At 60.5% G+C, this 18,859-nt stretch carries 15 protein-coding genes; 4 read left to right on the top strand and 11 right to left on the bottom strand.

Going from position 1 to position 18,859, the window contains the following annotated elements:
* Positions 1-4 precede the first annotated feature (4 nt).
* Together DV711_RS18235 and DV711_RS18230 are read right to left on the bottom strand one after the other, a co-directional pair.
* Complete coding sequence (locus tag DV711_RS18235) at positions 5-2,506, bottom strand: ABC transporter permease (protein WP_114697184.1); 2,502 nt, start codon at positions 2,504-2,506, stop codon at positions 5-7.
* Positions 2,503-3,255 (bottom strand): ABC transporter ATP-binding protein, encoded by a 753-nt coding sequence (locus DV711_RS18230; protein WP_114697183.1) that lies wholly within the window; start codon positions 3,253-3,255, stop codon positions 2,503-2,505. The genes DV711_RS18235 and DV711_RS18230 overlap by 4 nt, the downstream gene beginning before the upstream one ends.
* Between DV711_RS18230 and DV711_RS18225 the strand changes: the two genes are divergently transcribed.
* A complete protein-coding gene (locus tag DV711_RS18225) occupies positions 3,255-3,917 on the top strand; it encodes an arylesterase (protein ID WP_243633884.1) in 663 nt (220 codons plus the stop codon). The two genes, DV711_RS18230 and DV711_RS18225, sit on opposite strands and share 1 nt — an antisense overlap.
* 77 nt (positions 3,918-3,994) lie before the next feature.
* Complete coding sequence (locus tag DV711_RS19415; RefSeq protein WP_133297489.1) at positions 3,995-4,465, top strand: hypothetical protein; 471 nt, start codon at positions 3,995-3,997, stop codon at positions 4,463-4,465.
* Positions 4,466-4,490: 25 nt separating this feature from the next.
* Here DV711_RS19415 and ilvY read toward each other — a convergent pair whose 3' ends face one another.
* Positions 4,491-5,369: an HTH-type transcriptional activator IlvY gene (gene ilvY, locus DV711_RS18215; protein ID WP_114697181.1), complete on the bottom strand. Its 879-nt coding sequence runs from the start codon at positions 5,367-5,369 to the stop codon at positions 4,491-4,493.
* Positions 5,370-5,569: 200 nt separating this feature from the next.
* On the opposite strand from ilvY, the gene ilvC reads away from it, so the two are divergent.
* Both ilvC and DV711_RS18205 read left to right on the top strand, forming a co-directional pair.
* Positions 5,570-6,586, top strand: coding sequence for a ketol-acid reductoisomerase (gene ilvC, locus DV711_RS18210; protein ID WP_114697180.1), 1,017 nt, complete (start codon positions 5,570-5,572; stop codon positions 6,584-6,586).
* A 157-nt stretch (positions 6,587-6,743) separates the two neighbouring features.
* On the top strand, positions 6,744-8,153 hold the full coding sequence (locus tag DV711_RS18205; protein ID WP_133297488.1) for a hypothetical protein: 1,410 nt from the start codon (positions 6,744-6,746) through the stop codon (positions 8,151-8,153).
* Positions 8,154-8,248: 95 nt separating this feature from the next.
* Here the strand turns inward: DV711_RS18205 and DV711_RS18200 are convergent, their stop codons facing one another.
* The 8 genes from DV711_RS18200 to DV711_RS19535 all read right to left on the bottom strand — a co-directional run bounded on the left by DV711_RS18200 (position 8,249) and on the right by DV711_RS19535 (position 18,838).
* Positions 8,249-9,427, bottom strand: coding sequence for an acetyl-CoA C-acetyltransferase (locus tag DV711_RS18200; protein WP_114697178.1), 1,179 nt, complete (start codon positions 9,425-9,427; stop codon positions 8,249-8,251).
* A 292-nt stretch (positions 9,428-9,719) separates the two neighbouring features.
* Positions 9,720-10,580, bottom strand: a complete 861-nt coding sequence (gene panC / locus DV711_RS18195) for a pantoate--beta-alanine ligase (protein WP_114697177.1) — start codon at positions 10,578-10,580, stop codon at positions 9,720-9,722.
* On the bottom strand, positions 10,580-11,371 hold the full coding sequence (gene panB / locus DV711_RS18190; RefSeq protein WP_114697176.1) for a 3-methyl-2-oxobutanoate hydroxymethyltransferase: 792 nt from the start codon (positions 11,369-11,371) through the stop codon (positions 10,580-10,582). The genes panC and panB overlap by 1 nt, the downstream gene beginning before the upstream one ends.
* Positions 11,372-11,419: 48 nt before the next feature.
* Positions 11,420-11,944, bottom strand: a complete 525-nt coding sequence (gene folK, locus DV711_RS18185; protein ID WP_114697175.1) for a 2-amino-4-hydroxy-6-hydroxymethyldihydropteridine diphosphokinase — start codon at positions 11,942-11,944, stop codon at positions 11,420-11,422.
* A 21-nt stretch (positions 11,945-11,965) separates the two neighbouring features.
* Positions 11,966-13,414: a polynucleotide adenylyltransferase PcnB gene (gene pcnB / locus DV711_RS18180; RefSeq protein ID WP_114697174.1), complete on the bottom strand. Its 1,449-nt coding sequence runs from the start codon at positions 13,412-13,414 to the stop codon at positions 11,966-11,968.
* Between the two features lie 837 nt (positions 13,415-14,251).
* Positions 14,252-15,700 (bottom strand): sigma-54-dependent transcriptional regulator, encoded by a 1,449-nt coding sequence (locus tag DV711_RS18175; protein WP_114697173.1) that lies wholly within the window; start codon positions 15,698-15,700, stop codon positions 14,252-14,254.
* On the bottom strand, positions 15,700-18,678 hold the full coding sequence (locus DV711_RS18170) for a sensor histidine kinase (RefSeq protein ID WP_114697172.1): 2,979 nt from the start codon (positions 18,676-18,678) through the stop codon (positions 15,700-15,702). The genes DV711_RS18175 and DV711_RS18170 overlap by 1 nt, the downstream gene beginning before the upstream one ends.
* Positions 18,668-18,838: a hypothetical protein gene (locus tag DV711_RS19535; protein WP_165840167.1), complete on the bottom strand. Its 171-nt coding sequence runs from the start codon at positions 18,836-18,838 to the stop codon at positions 18,668-18,670. Before DV711_RS19535 ends, DV711_RS18170 begins: the two co-directional genes overlap by 11 nt.
* Positions 18,839-18,859 lie beyond the last annotated feature (21 nt).

Raw genomic sequence — 18,859 nt, 5'->3', positions numbered from 1 at the left:
AATTTCAAACCTGTTCCCTCAGGACCCGCAGCGGGGTCTGCTTGACCAGTTTTCGGGTGCCCAGGTGGCCAGCCAGACCGACCAGCAGGGCGCCGCACAAGGGGGTGAACAGCCACAGTAGCAGCTCCGGCCGATAATTCAGATCCAGCAGTTGTCGATAGAGTGCAAACCGGGTGCCTTCCACCAACAGCGCCGCGATCAAACCGGACATCGCCCCCAATAGAATAAACTCAGCTGCCAGCATTCGCTGGATTAGTTGACTCCGGGCCCCCAGCGTTCGAATCAACGCCCCCTCGTGAAGCCGCTCGTCGAGGCTGGACGAAAGGGCGGCGAACAGCACCGTGAAACCGGCCGCCAGCACGAACAGCAGCACGTACTCCACCGCCAGCGAGACCTGGGCGATGATCACTCGGATATTGCCCAGCAGTTGGTCGACTTCCAGCAGGGTCAGGGTCGGGAACTGCTCCATCAGGGTCACCAGTTCACGGCGTCGCTCTTCAGGCAGGTGGAAGCTGGTGATGTAGTTGGTCGGCAGCCCGTCCAGTCCACCGGGAGGGAAGATGATGTAGAAGTTGGGGCGCATGCTGCCCCAGTCGAGGTAACGGGTGCTGTGGATCTCGGCATCGATACTGCGGTAACCGAAGTCGAACCGTAGCTGGTCACCCAGTTTCAGCCCCAGCTCCTGGGCCAGTTCCTGCTCGATCGAGACCCGCGGCTTGCCATGGTCCTGCGGTGTCCACCACTGGCCCTGCAAGATTCGGTTATCGTCGGCCAGCTTATCGCTGAAGGTCAGGTTCAGTTCCCGTCGCAGGGCATGCCCGCCGGGGCTCTCTTCGGCGTGCAGGCTGATCGCCTCGACGCCGTTGATATGGCTCAGGCGGCCGCGCACCATCGGGTAGATGCTGCTGTACTCGATCCGGTTCTCGTTCAGGTAACGCTCCAGCAGCGGAACCTGTTCGGCCTGTATATTGATCAGGAAATTGTTCGGCGCGTTGTCAGGCAGCGCCCGCTTCCAGCTGTCGACCAGATCGGCACGGACCAGCAGAATCAGCGCCATCACCGCCAGGGTCAGGCTGAAGGCGATCAACTGACTGATACCGGCACCGGGACGGCGCATCAGGTTGTTGAGGGCCAGGCGCCAGCTCAGCGGACCATTAACGCGGCCCAGTAGACGCAGGCCGCCCCAGCCGATCAGCCCCAACAGCAGGGCCGCCAGGCCGCCGCCGACGGTGATGATCAGGGTCAGTTGCAGATCCTGGCTATGGAGCCACAGTAGCAGCACCATCAGGGTGCCGGCACAGCCGTAGACCAGCCAGGCGCTGGTCGGCAGCGGATCCAGCTCGCGGCGCAGCACCCGCAATGGGGAGACCTGACTCAGGCGCAGCAACGGCGGCAGGGTATAACCGGCCAGCACCAGGATGCCGGTCCCGAAACCGGTCAAGGCCGGCGCAATCCCGGGGCCAGGCAAGGTGACCGGCATCAGTCCGGCCAGCAGGGCCACCAGTCCGTACTGGGCCAGCCAGCCCAGCGCCACCCCGACCAGCGCCGCCAGCAGTCCGGCCACCAGCAGCTGCAAGGCGAACAGCTGCAGAATCCCTTTCTGGGGCTGACCCAGGCAGCGCAGCAGCGCCGCGGTATCGAAGTGACGCTCGCTGTAGCGCCGGGCGGCCATCGCGATGGCGACCCCGGCCAGCACCACCGCCAGCAGGCTGGAGAGGTTCAGGTAACGTTGGGCCCGGGTCAGGGTGTTGCCCAGCGACGGGTTCTCTTCACGGATATCCAGCAGCCGTTGCCCCGGCAGCATCTGCTCCGACAGCCACTGCTTGAAGGTATCCAGGGTCGCTTCATCGCCGTTGAACAGGTAGCGGTAGTTGGCCCGGCTGCCGGGTTGGATCACCTCAGCTTTGACCAGGTCATCGATATGCATCATCAGCCGCGGCCGCAGGTTGAACAGGCCACCGCCCCGGTCCGGCTCCTGCAACAGGACCTTGGTGATGGTCAGTCGTTGGTTGCCGACCTCGACACTGTCGCCGACCTTCAGATTCAGACTGTCGAGCAGTCGTGGTTCGACCCAGGCGGTACCGGGCGCTGGCGGCTGGGCCAGACGCTCCGGTGCGCCGCTGAGACTGTCGCTGACCTTGGGAATACCTTTGAGCGGATACTGCTGGTCGACCGCCTTGATGCTCGACAGCATCATCTCCTCGCCCCGCATCACCATGCTGGGGAAGATCAGCTGTTTGCTCAGCTGCAGTTGGCGCTGCTGAGCCTGGGATGTCAGGTCTAGCTGAAACTCGCGGGCGCTGGTCAGTACCAGATCGGCACCGAGAAACTCGGTTGCCTGGCGAACCAATGCACGCTCGACCCGGTCGGTGAAGAAGCCTACGGCGCTACCAGCGGTGACGGCGATGCAGAGGGCGATCAGCAGCAGTCGCAGCTCGCCGCTGCGCCATTCGCGCTTCAGCAGGCGTAGCGCCAGGGTCAGGGTTGAGCGGCCAATTCGGCTCATCGGTCAGCCCCTGCGGTGGCGTTTTGCTCGACCAGGCGGCCATCGATCAGCTCCAGTTGACGTTGGCAGCGTTCGGCCAGATGGATATCGTGGGTCACCAGGATCAGAGTGGTCTGCTGCTCGCGGTTCAGTGCGAATAGCAGCTCGATCACGGTTTCGCCGGTCTGCCGGTCCAGGTTGCCGGTGGGTTCGTCGGCAAACAGAATCTGTGGATTGCTGGCAAAGGCGCGGGCGATCGCCACCCGTTGCTGCTCGCCGCCGGACAGTTGTAGCGGCGTGTGATCCAGGCGCGATCCGAGTCCGACCCGTTCCAGCAATGCCTTGGCTTCGGCGGCCGCCTGGCCGTGGCCGGCCAACTCCAGCGGCAGCATGACGTTCTCCAGCGCGGTCAGGGCCGGCAATAGCTGGAAGTTCTGAAACACGAAACCGACCTGTTCGCTGCGCAACGTGGCGCGCTGATCCTCATCGAGCTGCTCCAACCGTTGCCCGGCAAGACGGATCGATCCGCTGCTGGCGCGGTCCAAACCGGCAAGTAACCCCAGCAGCGTCGATTTCCCCGAGCCCGATGCGCCCAGGATCGCGACGCTTTCGCCGCGGTTGACCTGTAGATCGAGGCCGCTGAGAATGATCAATTCACCCTGACGGGCGTCGACCCGATGGCTGAGCTGTTCAACCGCAATGATCGGTTCGACGCTGGCTTGTTCGGCGCTGGCATGGGTGGTCGAGGTAAGGGATGAGGAGTCTGGCATTGAAACGCTCTTGGTTGCGAATAACAGGTTGGTTGCTGTGGTCGCTGCTGCTGTTTGGCGCCCTGCAGGGCCGTGTTGCAGCGGCGACCCCGGTCAACGAACCCCGAGAACCGGTACTGTTGATTCTTGGTGATAGTATCAGCGCCGGTTATGGGCTGGAACCGGGTCGGGGCTGGACCTCTTTATTGGAACAACGACTTAGTGCCGAAGGTTCCCCGCTGCAGGTAATAAATGCGTCCGTCAGTGGCGATACGACCAGCGGCGGATTAAGCCGCTTGCCGGCCTTGCTGCAGCAGTACCGCCCCCAGGTGCTGGTGATCGAGCTCGGCGGCAACGATGGTCTGCGCGGTACGCCGCTGAAACTGATCCGGGCCAATCTGCGCAAGCTGGTGGCATTGGGGCAGCAGTCGGGCGCCGAGGTGGTGCTGTTGGGGATGCGGATCCCACCCAACTATGGCCCCCGTTACAGTAACGGCTTTTACCAGCTGTTCAGTCAGGTGGGGGAGGAGAGCGGGATCGCCTATCTGCCGTTCTTTCTCGAAGGGGTCGGCGGCGTCCCGGAGCTGATGCAGGCCGATGGCATCCATCCCAATACTCAGGCCCAGCCGAAACTGCTGGAGCTGGCCTGGCGAACCCTGGCGCCGCTGCTGGCCTCGCCCTGATAATTAATCGCCGGTTCAGGCGCTAGCGCTGATAATAGTCCCGACAGTGACAACTTGCGTCACTGTCGGGAGTTGGCATGAAAACGATAATCGGGCCCCTCCTGTTATTGGCGGCACCGCTGGCCTGGGCCCACCCATCTTCTATCGACTGCTGCGACGGCTACCGCCAGAGCTATGTCGGCACTTGGATTCAGGCATCGCCCTATCGCTACGGCTCTTCGATCGAGCTCCATTACGCGCTGCCTAACGGCTGGGTCAGCATTCGCCATGGCCACGCCTATCCCTCTAAACGCTATAAGCCCTCTAAACGCTATAAGCGCGTCAAACCCTATCGCCATCGGGGCAAGTGGGGGCGTAAGGATTGGCATCGACAGGGCGGGCACCCGTCCCACCGTGGCCATCGTTATGGCAGGGAGCCACGTCGGCTCCACTACCGTTCGGTGCGACCGGAATGGCGGCCCTGGCCCTTATATGTCCCCAGGGCGCATGTCCCGAGAGATCGTGGCACCAGAGAGCGCGTTCCAAGAGAGCATCGCAGGTCGAGATAAGGCTTAGGCGCAGCGTCGGCTTCCGCTAGCTGATGCTGTGCCAGAACGCCTGGATCAGCGGGTTCTTGAGCTTTTTCTCCAGCGTAAACAGGCCCACCTCGTAGGCATCCAGTGCCGGGCTGGCCTCCAGAATCCGTACCCGCTGCGCCAGCGGACTGTTATCCAGCACGATTCGGGGCACCACTCCGACCCCAAATCCCAGACTGACCATGCTGACGATCGCCTCGTGACCGGCGACCTGGGCGTAGATGGTCGGTTTAATCCCTTTGCGCTTGAACCAGCGGTTGATCCGTTTGCGGGCCAGGCCCGACTCGGACAGGATCATCGGTGTCTTGGCCCAGTCGCTGACTCCGTCGGGGCCGATAGGAAGGTCGGTTTGGAGCTCCTGGGTCGGGGCGATGAATACCAGCGGTGAGGTGGCGATATGCTTGAACGCCAGCCCGGCGGGCAGGCTTTCCGGTTTGGCGGCGATGGTGACCTCTTCGGTACCGGCCAGCACCCGGCCGATGGCCGACTCGGGATCGCCGGTATGCAGTTTGATCTCGATCTTGGGATGGGCCTGGCGAAAACTGCTGAGCAGATCGTACAGAAAGCTGTAACTGGCGGTGACCGAGCAGTACATGCTGATCTCCCCCTTCAGCTCGCCTTGGGTCTCGGCCAGCTGGGATTGCAGCAGCTCCCAGGCGGTCAAGGCTTCCCGAGCATAGCTTTGAAACTTCACCCCGGCCGGGGTCAGGCTGACACTGCGGTTATCGCGCAGAAACAGCTCGGTTCCCAGGCTGTCCTCCAACTGCTTGATGGAACGGCTCAGGGTCGAGGGGCTGATATGGCTCAGCTCGCTGGCGCGGCCGAAGTGAAGGGTTTCGGCAAGAGCGAGAAACTGGCTCAGTAGTCGGTGGTCCATCGGTGCGGCCTGGATTTCACGAAATGGTTAATGATGCATGATATGAAATATTGTGTTGCATATATATCAGTTTACGCAACGACAAAGTTGGCGTATCTTGCCCACCAACGCTGAGGCAACCCTGCTGAGTTAATAGTGAAAGCGCACAGGAAGCCGGGCAATTTCAGATTTGAATAACCTTAGATACAGGACCTTATTCCATGCAGGTTTATTACGATAAAGATTGCGATCTCTCGATCATCCAGGGCAAGAAAGTTGCCGTTATCGGTTACGGCTCCCAGGGCCACGCCCACGCGTGCAACCTGAAAGATTCTGGTGTTGACGTTACCGTTGGCCTGCGTACCGGTTCTTCTTCCGTAGCCAAGGCTGAAGCCCACGGTCTGAAGGTTTCTCCGGTTGCTGAAGCCGTTGCTGCTGCTGACCTGGTCATGATCCTGACTCCGGACGAGTTCCAGGGCCAGCTGTACAAAAACGAGATCGAGCCGAACATCAAGCAGGGCGCTACCCTGGCTTTCGCTCACGGCTTCTCCGTGCTGTACAACCAAGTTGAGCCGCGTGCCGACCTGGACGTGATCATGATCGCGCCGAAGGCGCCGGGTCACACCGTACGTAACGAGTTCGTCAACGGCGGCGGTATCCCTGACCTGATCGCGATCCATCAGGACGTTTCCGGCAACGCCAAGCAGGTTGCGCTGTCCTACGCCATGGGCGTTGGTGGTGGCCGTTCCGGTATCATCGAAACCACTTTCAAAGACGAGACTGAAACTGACCTGTTCGGTGAGCAGGCTGTTCTGTGTGGTGGCGCCGTTGAGCTGGTCAAGATGGGCTTCGAGACCCTGACCGAAGCGGGTTACGCACCGGAGATGGCTTACTTCGAGTGTCTGCACGAGCTGAAGCTGATCGTTGACCTGATGTACGAAGGCGGCATCGCCAACATGAACTACTCGATCTCCAACAACGCCGAGTACGGTGAGTACGTAACCGGTCCTGAGGTCATCAACGAAGAATCCCGCGCTGCCATGCGCAACGCGCTGAAGCGGATCCAGAACGGTGAGTACGCCAAGATGTTCATCACCGAAGGTCAGGCCAACTACCCGGCCATGACTGCCCGTCGTCGTAATAACGCTGCGCACCCGATCGAGCAGACCGGTGAGCAACTGCGTGCGATGATGCCGTGGATCGCTGCTAACAAGATCGTCGACAAGAGTAAGAACTAAGCAGTTCCCACTTAGTTGACTTACGAAACGCCTCGGTCGAAAGATCGGGGCGTTTTTTTTATGCCTCGGGTCAACGAAATCGGGTGCGGCGGGTACAAAAAGTAGTCAATAACGCTAATATCACAGGTTAGTTGAAGCGAAATCAGTTGCTTACCCGATGAAGCCAGTACGGTCCCTGACTCTCCGCCCGATATTGCAGAGCCTGAAGAAGGCGGCGTTGCTACCGCTGTTGCTGCCGTTGCTGGCTTATGTCGGTGCCGAGTACTACCTTGAGCATTCGTTAAACCGTGCCCTGGCGCAGGTTCAGCTGCTGTTGCCCGATGGCTCGCGGTTCAGCTACCGCGAGCTGAGTGCCGACTTCGACGGCCAGGTGGCGCTTGACGGCGCCGAGCTATGGTTGCCGGGGATGAGCCAGCCGCTGCAGTTCCGGCAATTGCAGTTCAAGGCCGAAGATTGGGGGACGCTGCTGGACCAGGCCGCTACCATCGAGCGGGGTGAGCTGCCGCACAGCAACCAGATTCGTTTCTCACTCCAGGAGAGTTCGCTTAAGCACCTGGCGTTGCCGTCACTCAAGCCCCGGCAGCAGCTGCGTGGTTGGTTGGGCTGCCTGGCCCAGCCGGTCGCGAATTCGCCTGCGGTGGCGACAACAAGTACCGAGCTGGCAGGACAGCTGGAATACCTCTTCGAGCCCGACACCCACTACCTGAACCTGAGCCTGCAGCTCGAGGGCCTTCAGCTTTATCGGGTCGAGCTGGAGGCGGACCTGGATATTGGCCATTCACGCATGGATCTGCAGACGCTATCGACGCAAAGTGTCGGTTTGGGCGGGGCCAAGTTGGCACTGGTGAACCTGGGCGCCCAGAATGACCTGTTGGCCGAGTGCGGTGCGATGGGGCGCTCCGGATTGATCCAGGGGGACTACGTGGCGCGTCAGAGCCAGTTGCTGCGTTTCAGCCTGGAACAGCAGGGTTGGCAGGTCTCCCATGAGCTGGAACAGGCCTATCAGAATTATCTGTTCCTGCCGCTGGAGATGCGCTTAGAGTGGCAGACCCGTAACGCGGTGCCGCTGCAGTCGTTGACTCAGGCCCAGGGCTGGGGAAGCTATACCGCCCAGGTTGGCCTGAACCGATACAATTCCGGCAGTGTGGATCTGCGCTGGGGTGAGCCTGGGTCGGTCACCGATTCGATACCACAGCCTGCCGAGGCTGCTGCCGACGGGACTCCTCCACTAGTGGCGGCGAAGCAGGTGCCGTTGACCGGTCTGTTGCCGGCGCTGAATCCGGTGAATGAATCGCCCCCGGACGCCACTCCCGAGGGGCTGGTGTCGGCGTCGCAGTCGCTCCAGCAATCGAGCTATCAGCCAGCCTATCGACGGGTTTCGATTCCGCAACTCAAATCCTTGCTCGGCAGTCCGCTGAAACTGACCACCCGGAACGGACGTCGTATCGAAGGGGTGCTAGACAGTGTGGGGCGAAACCGGTTGCAACTGCGCCGTGAGGTGGCTGGTGGGGTCGCGATGGTGCCGGTGCGGCTCGACAGTATCGAGCAGTTGTCGGCCTATTTTTAGAAAGCGGGTTCGGAAACCGGCTTGGTGAGCCCAGACGCGGATCAACAAAAAAGGGGCCCGAAGGCCCCTTTTTCAATTCCGTTAGCGGCTTGCGCTTAGCGCTCAACCGCCAGGGCGATACCCATGCCACCGCCGATGCACAGGGTTGCGAGACCCTTGTTGGCATCACGCTTGACCATTTCGTGCAGCAGGGAGACCAGTACACGGCAGCCGGAGGCGCCGATCGGGTGACCCAGGGCGATCGCACCGCCGTTGACGTTGACCTTGTCGGTGTCCCAACCCAGGTCCTTATTGACCGACATCGCCTGAGCGGCGAAGGCTTCGTTGGCTTCGACCAGATCCAGATCGTCCACGCTCCAGCCGGCTTTCTCCAGGGTTTTCTGGGTGGCGCAGATCGGGCCGGTACCCATGATCGACGGATCAACACCCGCGGTGCCGTAAGCCTTGATGGTGGCCAGCGGCTCCAGGCCCAGCTCTTTGGCTTTTTCGGCCGAGCAAACGATAACCGCTGCGGCGCCATCGTTGATGGTGGAGGCGTTACCGGCGGTAACAGAACCGTCACGCTTGAAGGCCGGACGCAGTTTGCCCAGCGCATCGGCGGTCACGCCGGCACGAGGCTGCTCGTCACGGTCGAACACGATCGGGTCGCCCTTACGCTGCGGGATCTCAACCGGAATGATCTCGTCGTCGAAGCGATTTGCGGCCAGCGCGGCTTCGGCTTTGTTCTGAGACGCGGCGGCGAAAGCATCCTGCTCCTCACGGGAGAAGCCGTACTTGTCGACGATGTTCTCGGTGGTGATACCCATGTGGTAGTCGTTAAACGCGTCCCACAGGCCGTCGTTGACCATGGTGTCGACCAGGTTCCAGTTGCCCATCTTCTGGCCGTTACGGGACTTGGGCAGGTAGTGGCCGGATTGGCTCATGCTTTCTTGGCCACCGGCGATGATCAGGTCGGCATCGCCGAGCATGATGGACTGGGCCGCCATGTGAACGGTCTTCAGACCGGAGCCACAGACCTTGTTGATGGTCAGGGCTGAAGTGGTTACCGGTAGACCGGCGTTGATGGCTGCCTGGCGGGCCGGGTTCTGGCCGCAACCGGCGGTTAGGACTTGTCCAAGAATGACTTCATCAACCTGCTCCGGAGCGATACCGGTTTTGTCCAGCAGGCCTTTGATCACAATGGTGCCCAGCTGAGCGGCGGTCAGGGAAGACAGGGAACCATTGAACGCGCCGATAGCCGTACGGCCAGCAGCTACGATTACAACATCACGCATAGCAACGCCTCATCAATTACGAGCAATAAAATCGCCGACGACAGCACCAACAACCGACGATGTGCAATGCAGCAAAGCAGTCCGTTTTTTTCGGAACACGCCTTGTGCGGAATAAACCAAGCTATCAGGAAAATCACAGCCCTGCAAAGGGATGTGATCGAAAAATAGACTTGTCGGTGGCTTCCGGTTTAGCGAAACGGACGGATTGCGGCCCTTGTGGCATAAGGGCTAGCGTCAAAAGAAATGGTTTGGCAGTGGATTCTATGGATATAAAAAAGCCCCGTGTCGGGGCTTATTCATGGTCGTCCAGAAAGACTTCGCAGTTATCGATCAGGCGCGCCGGACCCAATTGTGCGGCTGCTAAAATGACCAGTTCGCGACAGCCGCTGGTAGCCGGTTGCAGGGTCTGGCGATTACAGATGTGAACGTAATCGCGTTGAAAGCCTGCCGCTTCGAGGCGTTGGTTGGCCTGCTCTTCGAGGGTATAGAACGAGCGGTTGCCCTGCTTCAGGCTGCTGACCAGATCCTGCAGCACCTGGTTCAAAGTCGGAGCGACTTTGAGCTGCTCTTCGCTGAGGTAACCGTTGCGCGAGCTCATCGCCAAGCCGCTGGATTCGCGGGCGGTATCGACACCGACCACCTCCACCGGCAGGCTCAGGTCTTCGGTCATCTGGCGGATCACCGCCAGTTGCTGGTAATCCTTCTTGCCGAACACGGCGATATCCGGCTGTACGATACCGAACAGTTTGGCGACGATGGTGGCGACGCCACGGAAATGGGTCGGCCGGCTCATGCCGCAGTGCATGTCCGATAGGGATCGGACCTCAACCACGGTCTGAATCTCGGTACCGCGCGGGTAGATCTCATGCACCGATGGGGCGAACAGCAGGTGGCAGCCGTAGGCTTCGAGCTTCTGCTGGTCTTCGGCCAGGGTTCGCGGGTAGCTGTCCAGATCTTCGTTGGCACCGAACTGGAGCGGGTTGACGAAGATGCTGGAGACCACCAGATCGCCGCGTTTCCCCGCTTCTTCGACCAGGCTCATATGGCCACAGTGCAGGTTGCCCATGGTTGGCACGAAGGCGATTTTACGGCCTTCGCGGCGGGCACCGATCAGCTGCGCGCGCAGCTCGGCAATGGTATGAACCGTCTGCATCACTCGAACCAGTTTTCAGGCTGAGGGAAGGTCTGGTTGTGAACGGCTTCGGCATAGGCGCTGACGGCAGCCTGGATGCTGTCGGTCTCGGCCAGGAAGTTTTTGACGAAGCGGGGCTTTCTGCCCGATGTGACGCCCAGCATATCGTGCAATACCAAAACCTGCGCGTCGGTATCGGCACCGGCACCGATGCCGATCACCGGCACGGACACCGCTTCGGTAACCGCCTTAGCCAAGTCAGCCGGAACGCACTCAAGCAGCAGCATCGCAGCGCCAGCCTGTTCCAGGGCTTTGGCATCGTTAAGGAGCTGCTCGGCAGCCTCGCCACGGCCCTGAACGCGGTAACCACCCAGTACATTAACGGTTTGCGGGGTCAGTCCCAGGTGGGCACAGACCGGTACGCCGCGCTCACTCAACAGACTGATGCTGTCGGCCAGCCAGGCGGCGCCTTCGAGCTTGACGATATGGGCACCGGCCTGCATCAGGGCGGCGGCGCTGTCCATCGCCTGTTCCGGGGTGCTGTAACTCATAAAGGGCAGGTCGGCCATGATAAAGGCGCCCTTGTTGCCCTTCTTGACGCAGGCGGTGTGGTACGCCATTTCTTCGACGCTGACCGGTAGGGTGCTGTCGTTACCCTGCAAAACCATGCCTAACGAATCGCCTACCAGGATCACTTCAACCCCGGCTTCGCTGACTAATTGAGCGAAGGTGGCGTCGTAGGCGGTCAGGCAGCTGAACTTTTTACCCTCGCTCTTCATTTGCGAGAGAGTGTGCAAGTTTATGTTTTTCATAACAATTCGTCGTTTTAACTCTGAAGCCGAAAGCGGCGATGGGGCGGATTATACCTCTAGCGGCTCAAGCGTGCCCAGCGTACAAAGGTTTACATGGTCAGAAATTGAACGACCATTGGGGAATCTGAGCGTCGGTTCGAGCTCTTGAAGCGGGTAGAGGACAAAATTTCTGTCGCTCATGTGGGGGTGGGGAACCTGCAAACGGGGCAGGTCGATCTGACGATCGGCGTAGAGCAGAATATCCAGATCGAGGGTGCGCGGGCCCCAATGCTGCAGTCGAACACGGCGGTGTTGCTGCTCCAGGGCTTGCAGTTGGTCCAGCAGATCCAGCGGCTGCAGGCGGGTGTCTAAACCGGCGACCGCGTTGATGTAGTCGGGCTGTCCCGGAGGCCCGACCGGATCGCTCCGGTAGAGGCGCGAATGGGTCAGGTTGCTGCAGTGGGGCAGTTCAGCCAGTTCGCACAGGGCTTGTCGGACCTGTTGCAGCGGATCTTCCAGATTGCTGCCCAGGCCGATATAGCAGCGTACAGGCTGGTCCAGCAGCTCGAACTCGGTCTGGGGCGTCTTTGTCATGGGGCGGTCCGCAGCGGCCGATCAGGCGCTGGCTTTGGGCTTGCGACGACGAGGGCGGCGACGCTTGCGAGCTTGGCCGCTGCCCAGTTCGCCGATCATCTGCTCGCGCTGTTCGTTGCGGGCGGACTGGAACTCGGTCCACCACTGACCCAGGCCGTCGAGCTGCTCGCCACTGGCTTCACGCATCAGCAGGAAATCATAGGCGGCGCGGAAGCGCGGGTGCTCCAGCAGTTGATTGGCGCGGTTACCGTTTCGGCGCGGCAGCCGGTACTGCAGCTCCCAGATATCGCGCATGGTGCCGGAGAAGCGGCGCGGAATCGACGAGGCCTGGGACTGGCGCTGGTGGATCTCCTGCGCGGCCTGGTGCAATGCCGGGATCGGTGGGACGCCTTGGGATTTGAGTCGCTCCAGCACCTGTTGCATTGGGTACCACAACATCGCCGCGTAGAGGAAGGCCGGAGTCACGCTCTGGCCTCGCTTAACCCGGGCATCGGTGTTGCGTAGCGCCTGGACGATCAGCCGCTCGGCGGCCTGGCCCTGCTCGCTTTCGAGCAGTCGATGAGTCAGCGGGAACAGCGGCTCAAACAGTTTGAAATGGCGCAGCATGGCAAAGGTGGTTTCACCCTGGCCAGACAGGAACAGTTTCAATACCTCTTCGAACAGCCGCGCTGCCGGGATGTCGTTGAGCAGGTAGGCCAGCCGCTTAATCGGCTCTTCGGTTTCCGGCGCCATGACGAATTCGAGCTTGGCGGCAAAACGGATTGCCCGCAGCATCCGTACCGGATCTTCGCGGTAGCGCTCTTCCGGGTCGCCGATCATCCGCAGAATGCGGTTGTCCAGATCCTGCAGGCCGTTGGCGTAGTCGTGGATACTGAAATCTTTGATCGAGTAGTAGAGTGCGTTGACGGTAAAGTCGCGGCGCAGGGCGTCCTCTTCGACGGTACCGTAGACGTTGTCGCGCAGGATCAGACCACTGTCGGACTGTTTGCCATGCTGCTCGTCATCGTTATGAACCGCCTGGTGGCTGGCGCGGAAAGTGGCGACCTCGATAATCTCGCGACCGAAGCGGACGTGGACCAGCTTGAAGCGACGACCGATCAGGCGGGAGTTGCGGAATAGGTCGTGGACCTCTTCCGGGTGGGCTTCGGTGGCGACATCAAAGTCTTTCGGCTTCTCGCCCAGCAGCAGGTCGCGGACACAGCCGCCGACCAGATAGCCTTCATAGCCGCCGTCTTTGAGGCGGTAGAGTACCTTGAGGGCGTTATCGCTCATCTGTCGGCGTGATAGCTGGTGATGATCGCGGGCGATGATGCGGGGGCCTTGGTCGGGCATAGGGTCAGAATCGGGTCCGGGGTTAGGCTCGGCGTTGGAGGACGGTTTGCCGTTGCGAAGATTAGAAACGAGCAGGAAACCGATCACGAGCCAGGGCAGAAGTGCCAGGCAGATGCCGAGTAGCGGGGAAGAGTCCATATTATTATTGGATGAATAACTGCGTTGAAAAAAGAGCGCAATGATACCACCGGCGACGAGGCTGGCAAATCAGCATTATCGAGTTTATGGGACTTTCGCCGCTGAGGGCTGGGTAATCGGACCGTCGTTAAGCAACGGATCGTCAAGCAAGGGAGCTGTTAAGGGAGTGAGGCAGAGGGGGAGTGCCTAAGGAATGAAAGAGGGCCAGCCGCTTCGGAGGATGGTGAGTAGGGATTGCTAAACGGGTTGTTATTTTTATTCCCGTTACTGCAATCGAAGGCAACCATTTCCAAAAGCGGCCAGCGGTGTTCCATTTGTTATTTTTGTTTGGAACATTCCCGTTACCACTGAACCCTTTTTATTTTTATTGAGTTCTAGGTACAGGATTTCTTGTTGTTGTTGCGAATAACTATAGCAGGCGCTGTGCCAACTTATAAAAAACCTTTAATAACAGTTATTTAAAAAATATATCTTGGCATAGGTAACATTTATGCCAGGTTTTGGGTGGGGAAGTGTTACCCCTTGTAACCGTGAGGGTAACAGTTGGGTGTGTTGTTACGTAACACTTTTCCCGGCTTCTAGAATCGTCCTGTGGGGCAATTAGACTTTTGGTTAGGGGGTTGTCGTCGCTGTGTCGTCCCGTTCCTGCAATTCGGTCCACAGATCAGTTTGTCACGGTTGGGAGGCTGTTGGGGACTGGCGATAGGAACAGGAGCAACGTAGCGCCGGTCCGACAACTTGAGGGCTGAAATAAAAATAGTTGCAGGGCCCGCAGGGTGAGCGGGTGGGGAACGGCAGACCGGCATCGGTTGCCGTATTCAGAATGGTGTTGGGGAATTACTTGGGCTTTCTTGGGATGCCCAGTTTCTGACGACGCTCCCAGAGGGTCTTACGGCTGATACCCAGCCGCTTGGCCAGTTCCGTCTCGGTCATCTGATCCTGATTGTCGAGCACAAAACGCTGGAAGTAGTCCTCCAGAGACAGGGCGGCCGATTGGGTTGAGCTGTCGCTGTCCATAAAAGGTTCGCCGACCGGTTTTTCATGACTCACCGAAGGACTGCGGTAGGCCTCCGTAGCGCTCTGTTCCGTTTGACGGGCACTGTATTGTGGGTCCAGCCCTAACAGCTCCGGGGTGATCTGATCGGTTTCGTTCAAAATCACCGCCCGTTCGATCGCATTTTCCAGCTCCCGGACATTACCGGGCCACTGGTAAGCGAGCATCGCCTGGCGGGTCTGAGGGGAGAGCTGCATCGCCGCGCAGCCCATCCGGGCGCAGGCCTTGAGCAGGAATTTGTTGGCCAGTTCGATGATGTCTTCGCCGCGATCGCGCAGCGGCGGCATCGCGATCTCCATAATGTAGAGTCGGTAGAACAGGTCCTCACGGAATTTACCGGTCCGGGTCAGGGCCTTGAGGTCGCGGTGGGTGGCTGCGATCAGGCGGATGTCCACCTGCATCGGTTGCACCGAGCCGACCCGGCGGATCTCACCCTCCTGCAGTACCCGCAGCAGGCGGGCTTGGGCCTCAAGCGGCAGTTCACCAATCTCGTCCAGAAACAGGGTGCCGCCATTGGCCGCTTCGATCAGGCCCCGGTGGGTGTTGACCGCGCCGGTAAAGGCGCCTTTTTCGTGGCCGAACAGTTCCGATTCGATCAGGGTTTCCGGGATTGCCGCGCAGTTCACCGAAATCATCGGTGCGTCGTGGCGCTGGCTTTGCTGATGGATCGAGTGGGCGGCCAGCTCTTTACCGGTGCCCGATTCGCCCTGGATCAATACGGTGGCATCGGTACGGGCGACCTTGCGGATACGTGAGAACAGCTCCAGCATCGGCTGGCTGCGTCCCAGCATCTGGCCGGCGCTGAGCTCGTCGGATTCATCGCCAGGGCTGCTGTCGTCCGCTGCTGGAGTATTCGGCGCCGGGGCTGGCTGCTGAGCGGCTGCGCTCTGGCTGAGAATCGCGGCGATGCTCTGCAGCATCTCCTCATGGTCGAACGGTTTGGCGATATAGTCGACCGCGCCCTGCTTCATCGCTTCGATGGCCGAGCGCATGCTGGCGTAGCTGGTCATGATCAGTACCGGGGTCTGGCCGGCCAGTTCGATCAGGTCGGTGCCCTCTCGGCCCGGCAACCGAAGGTCGCTGATGACCAGGTCGAAGTCGTCGAGCCGAAACTGTTCCAGCGCCTGATCGACCGACCCGGCGATGCTGACCTGGTAGTCATTTCGCTCGAGCAGCTTCTTCAGCGCGGTACGGATTACGTCTTCGTCTTCGACGATCAGGATGTTGCTCATCAATCGTTTTCTCGGTTACTGCCGGTGAGGTCCTGGGCCCGGGGGAGGGTCAGGGTGACCCGGGTCCCTCTATTTTGTGCAACATCGGCGGGGCTTTCAATCTGGATGCTGCCGTAATGTTCTTCGATGATGTTGTAGATCAGCGCCAATCCAAGGCCGGTGCCTTCGCCGGGCTCTTTGGTGGTGAAGAAGGGTTCGAACAGGCGGCTCTGCAGTTCCTTGGGAATCCCGCTGCCCTGATCGACGATATGAACCAGTAGGCTGTCGTCGGTCTGTTCGCTTTCAATCCGGATGCTCTGGCCGTCTTCGGAGGCGTCGGCGGCATTGTTGAGCAGGTTGATGAACACCTGCAGCAGTCGTTGCATATCGCCGTGGAGCTGCAACTGCGGAGGGCACAGGTTGAGATAGTTGAGCTGTTTGCGGCGGCTGTCGAGGCGGACCAGTTCGATCGCCTGCTCGACGCAGAGATGCAGCGACAGCCGCTGCTGGGATCCCGGTCGGTACTGGGTGCCGGTATGGGCGAAGCTCATCAGCGACTTGATGATGTTGTCGACCCGGGCGGTCTGTTGCAGGATCTGTTCGCCGGTCTGGTTTATCTCATCCTGGTCGGTTTCGTATTTGAGGTTCTGCGCCAGGCAGGCGATACCGGTGATCGGGTTGCCGACCTCGTGGGCTACGCCGGCCGCCAGGCGGCCGATTGAGGCCAGGCGTTCGCTGTGGGCCAGCTCGTCGGCCAACAACTGGTTTTCGGTCTGGTCTTCCAGCAGCAGTACCTGACCGGCGTGGGGGTGCAGACGGTTGCTGTAGAGGCTGTTGGCCTGGGTCGGCGGTAGCGCACCGAGGCGTTGTTCGTGCAGCGAGGCCTTGTGAAGGCTGAAGAAGCGCGCCTGATTGTCGGTTGTCAGTCGCTGGTTGAGCAGTTGGTTGCTCGGCTGTTCGGCGAACTGGCTCAGCAGTTCACGCCATGGCGGCGGCAGTATCTCCAGCCGGTGACCGATGACCTGGGAGCCGGGCACGCCGGTGAACTGCTCCATCTCCACATTCCACAACAGGATTTCGCCGGCTTCACCGAGCGAACAGACCCCGACGGGCAGGCGCTGCAGGGTGGTACGGTGCAGCTGCCGCAACTCGTCGAGTTCGGCCGCCAGCCCCGACAGGCGGCTACGGGATTGCTCCAGGTGGCTTTCCAGCAGGTGGATGTCCCGGCGCCGGTAGCCGCTGTTGTCGCTGGCCTCCAGGCTCATCACCGAGAACGCCTCCACCGGGCCCAGCAGCGCCGACAGGTTATGCTCCAGTTGGTCCTGTAGCTGTTCGATCGCCTGGGGGTTGGTTTCGGATTCCGACAGCTGCAGCTGTTGCAGTGCTTCGGCAACCTCGCGATGGGCGACGTCGTCACCGAGCCGTTCGCTGAGGTGTTGAATCAGCGCAGGCACGTCGGCCAGTGGCGGACGGGTGCTTTGGGGCCGGTGCAGGGCGCTAAGAACACAGGAGTTGGCGGCCAGGCGTTCAGCCTGGCTGGGTTTGTTGAGCGACGAAATCATCAGGAACACGATCACGTTGGCCGCCAGCGCCAGGGTGGCAACCTCGTGCCAGTTACCGCTGTTCAGCTCCAGCGCAACCCGCGAGCTCTCCGGTAACAGCGGCATCAGCATCGACATCAGCCAGATCCCCATGCCCAGCAACAGGCCCAGAATAAAGCCCTGCCGGTTGCCGCCGGGCCAAAACAGGGTGGCCAACAGGCCGGGAAGGAACTGCATAAAGGCGATAAAGGCGATCAAGCCCATATGGTGCAGCTCGGCGCGACCATTGGTGGCCAGGTAGAACAGGTAGCTGAGCAGGGTGATCTGCAGTATCAGCAGGCGACGGTTGAGCACCAGGCGGTTGTAGAGTGGTTCACTGTTGTGATTGCTGACGTAGGGCAGCACCAGGTGGTTCAGCACCATCCCGGCCAGTGCGATGGTGCACAGAATGATCAAACCGGCGGCCGCAGCCAGACCGCCGATATAGGTCAGCATCGTCAGCCAGGGGGCGTTGGTGTGCAGCCCCAGCAGCAGGCCGAAATATTCCGGTCGTCCTGGAATATCCAGCGCCAGCCCGGCCCAGAGCACCGGCGGGATAGCCGCCGACAGCAGTAACAGCAGCAGCGGAAAGCCCCAGCTGGCCTTGTTCAGCGCTCGGGCATCACTGTTTTCGGTAAACAGCAGGTGGAACATATGGGGGGCGACCACCGCCGAGGCCATAAACCCGAACAGCAGGGTGCGCCAGTAGTCGCCTTCGACCGGTTTATACAGTGAGGTGGCTTCGATGGCATGGTTGGCCAGCCACTGCTCCATCTCGGCGTTGCTGCCGAATACGCCGTAGATGGCGAACAGTCCCAGCGCGACCATCGCAACCAGTTTGAATACCACGCCGGCCGCCATCGCCGTTACCAGTCCGGCGGTTCGATGCCGCACCGACGGGTGACGGGTGCCGAACAATACCGAGAACAGCGCCGTGGTGGCGCAGAAAGCCATCGCGATCAGGTCGGTATTCTGTTCCCCCGAGAGCAGCCGAATACTGTCGGTGACCGCCTCAATCTGGGTCGCGATCAGCGGCAGGCTGGCCAACAACATCAGGATTGTGACCAGGGTGCCGGCCAGTTGGCTGCGGAACCGGAACGCGAACAGGTCGGCCACCGAGCTGAGCTGGTAGGACTTGGTGATCCGCAACAACGGCTGCAGGATGACCGGCGCCAGGACAAAGGTCAGCGAGGCGCCGAAGTAGGCCGCCAGGTAGGCGTAGCCGTAGTTCTGTGCCAGCCCGATGGTGCCGTAAAAAGTCCAGGCACTGGCGTAGACCCCTAGCGCGGCAATAAATACGGCCGGGTGGCTCGAGATCCGCTTGGAGATATAGTTGCGATTGGTGGCGGCTGCGATGCCGAACAGCAACAGCAAAAAGCCGGCGCTGATCGAAAACAGCAGGGGCAGACTAAAGATCATCGCTGCTCCGCTTATGTTCCAGCCAAGCAACAGCGCCGATCAGGGTCAACCAGATCATGAACGGGGAGTACCAGGGGCGCTCCATGTTGCTCCAGGAGTCGATCATACTCGGTGACAGCAGGTAGATGCTCAGCACCAGTACGGCGACCAAACGGTACATCGACAAGGGCGGGTTCCTCCT

Origin of the sequence: Motiliproteus coralliicola (assembly GCF_003345655.1) — a bacterium.
GTDB lineage: Bacteria > Pseudomonadota > Gammaproteobacteria > Pseudomonadales > Balneatricaceae > Motiliproteus > Motiliproteus coralliicola.
The sequence above is the reverse complement of the archived record's forward strand: the minus strand, read 5'-3'. Positions and strand labels throughout refer to the sequence as shown.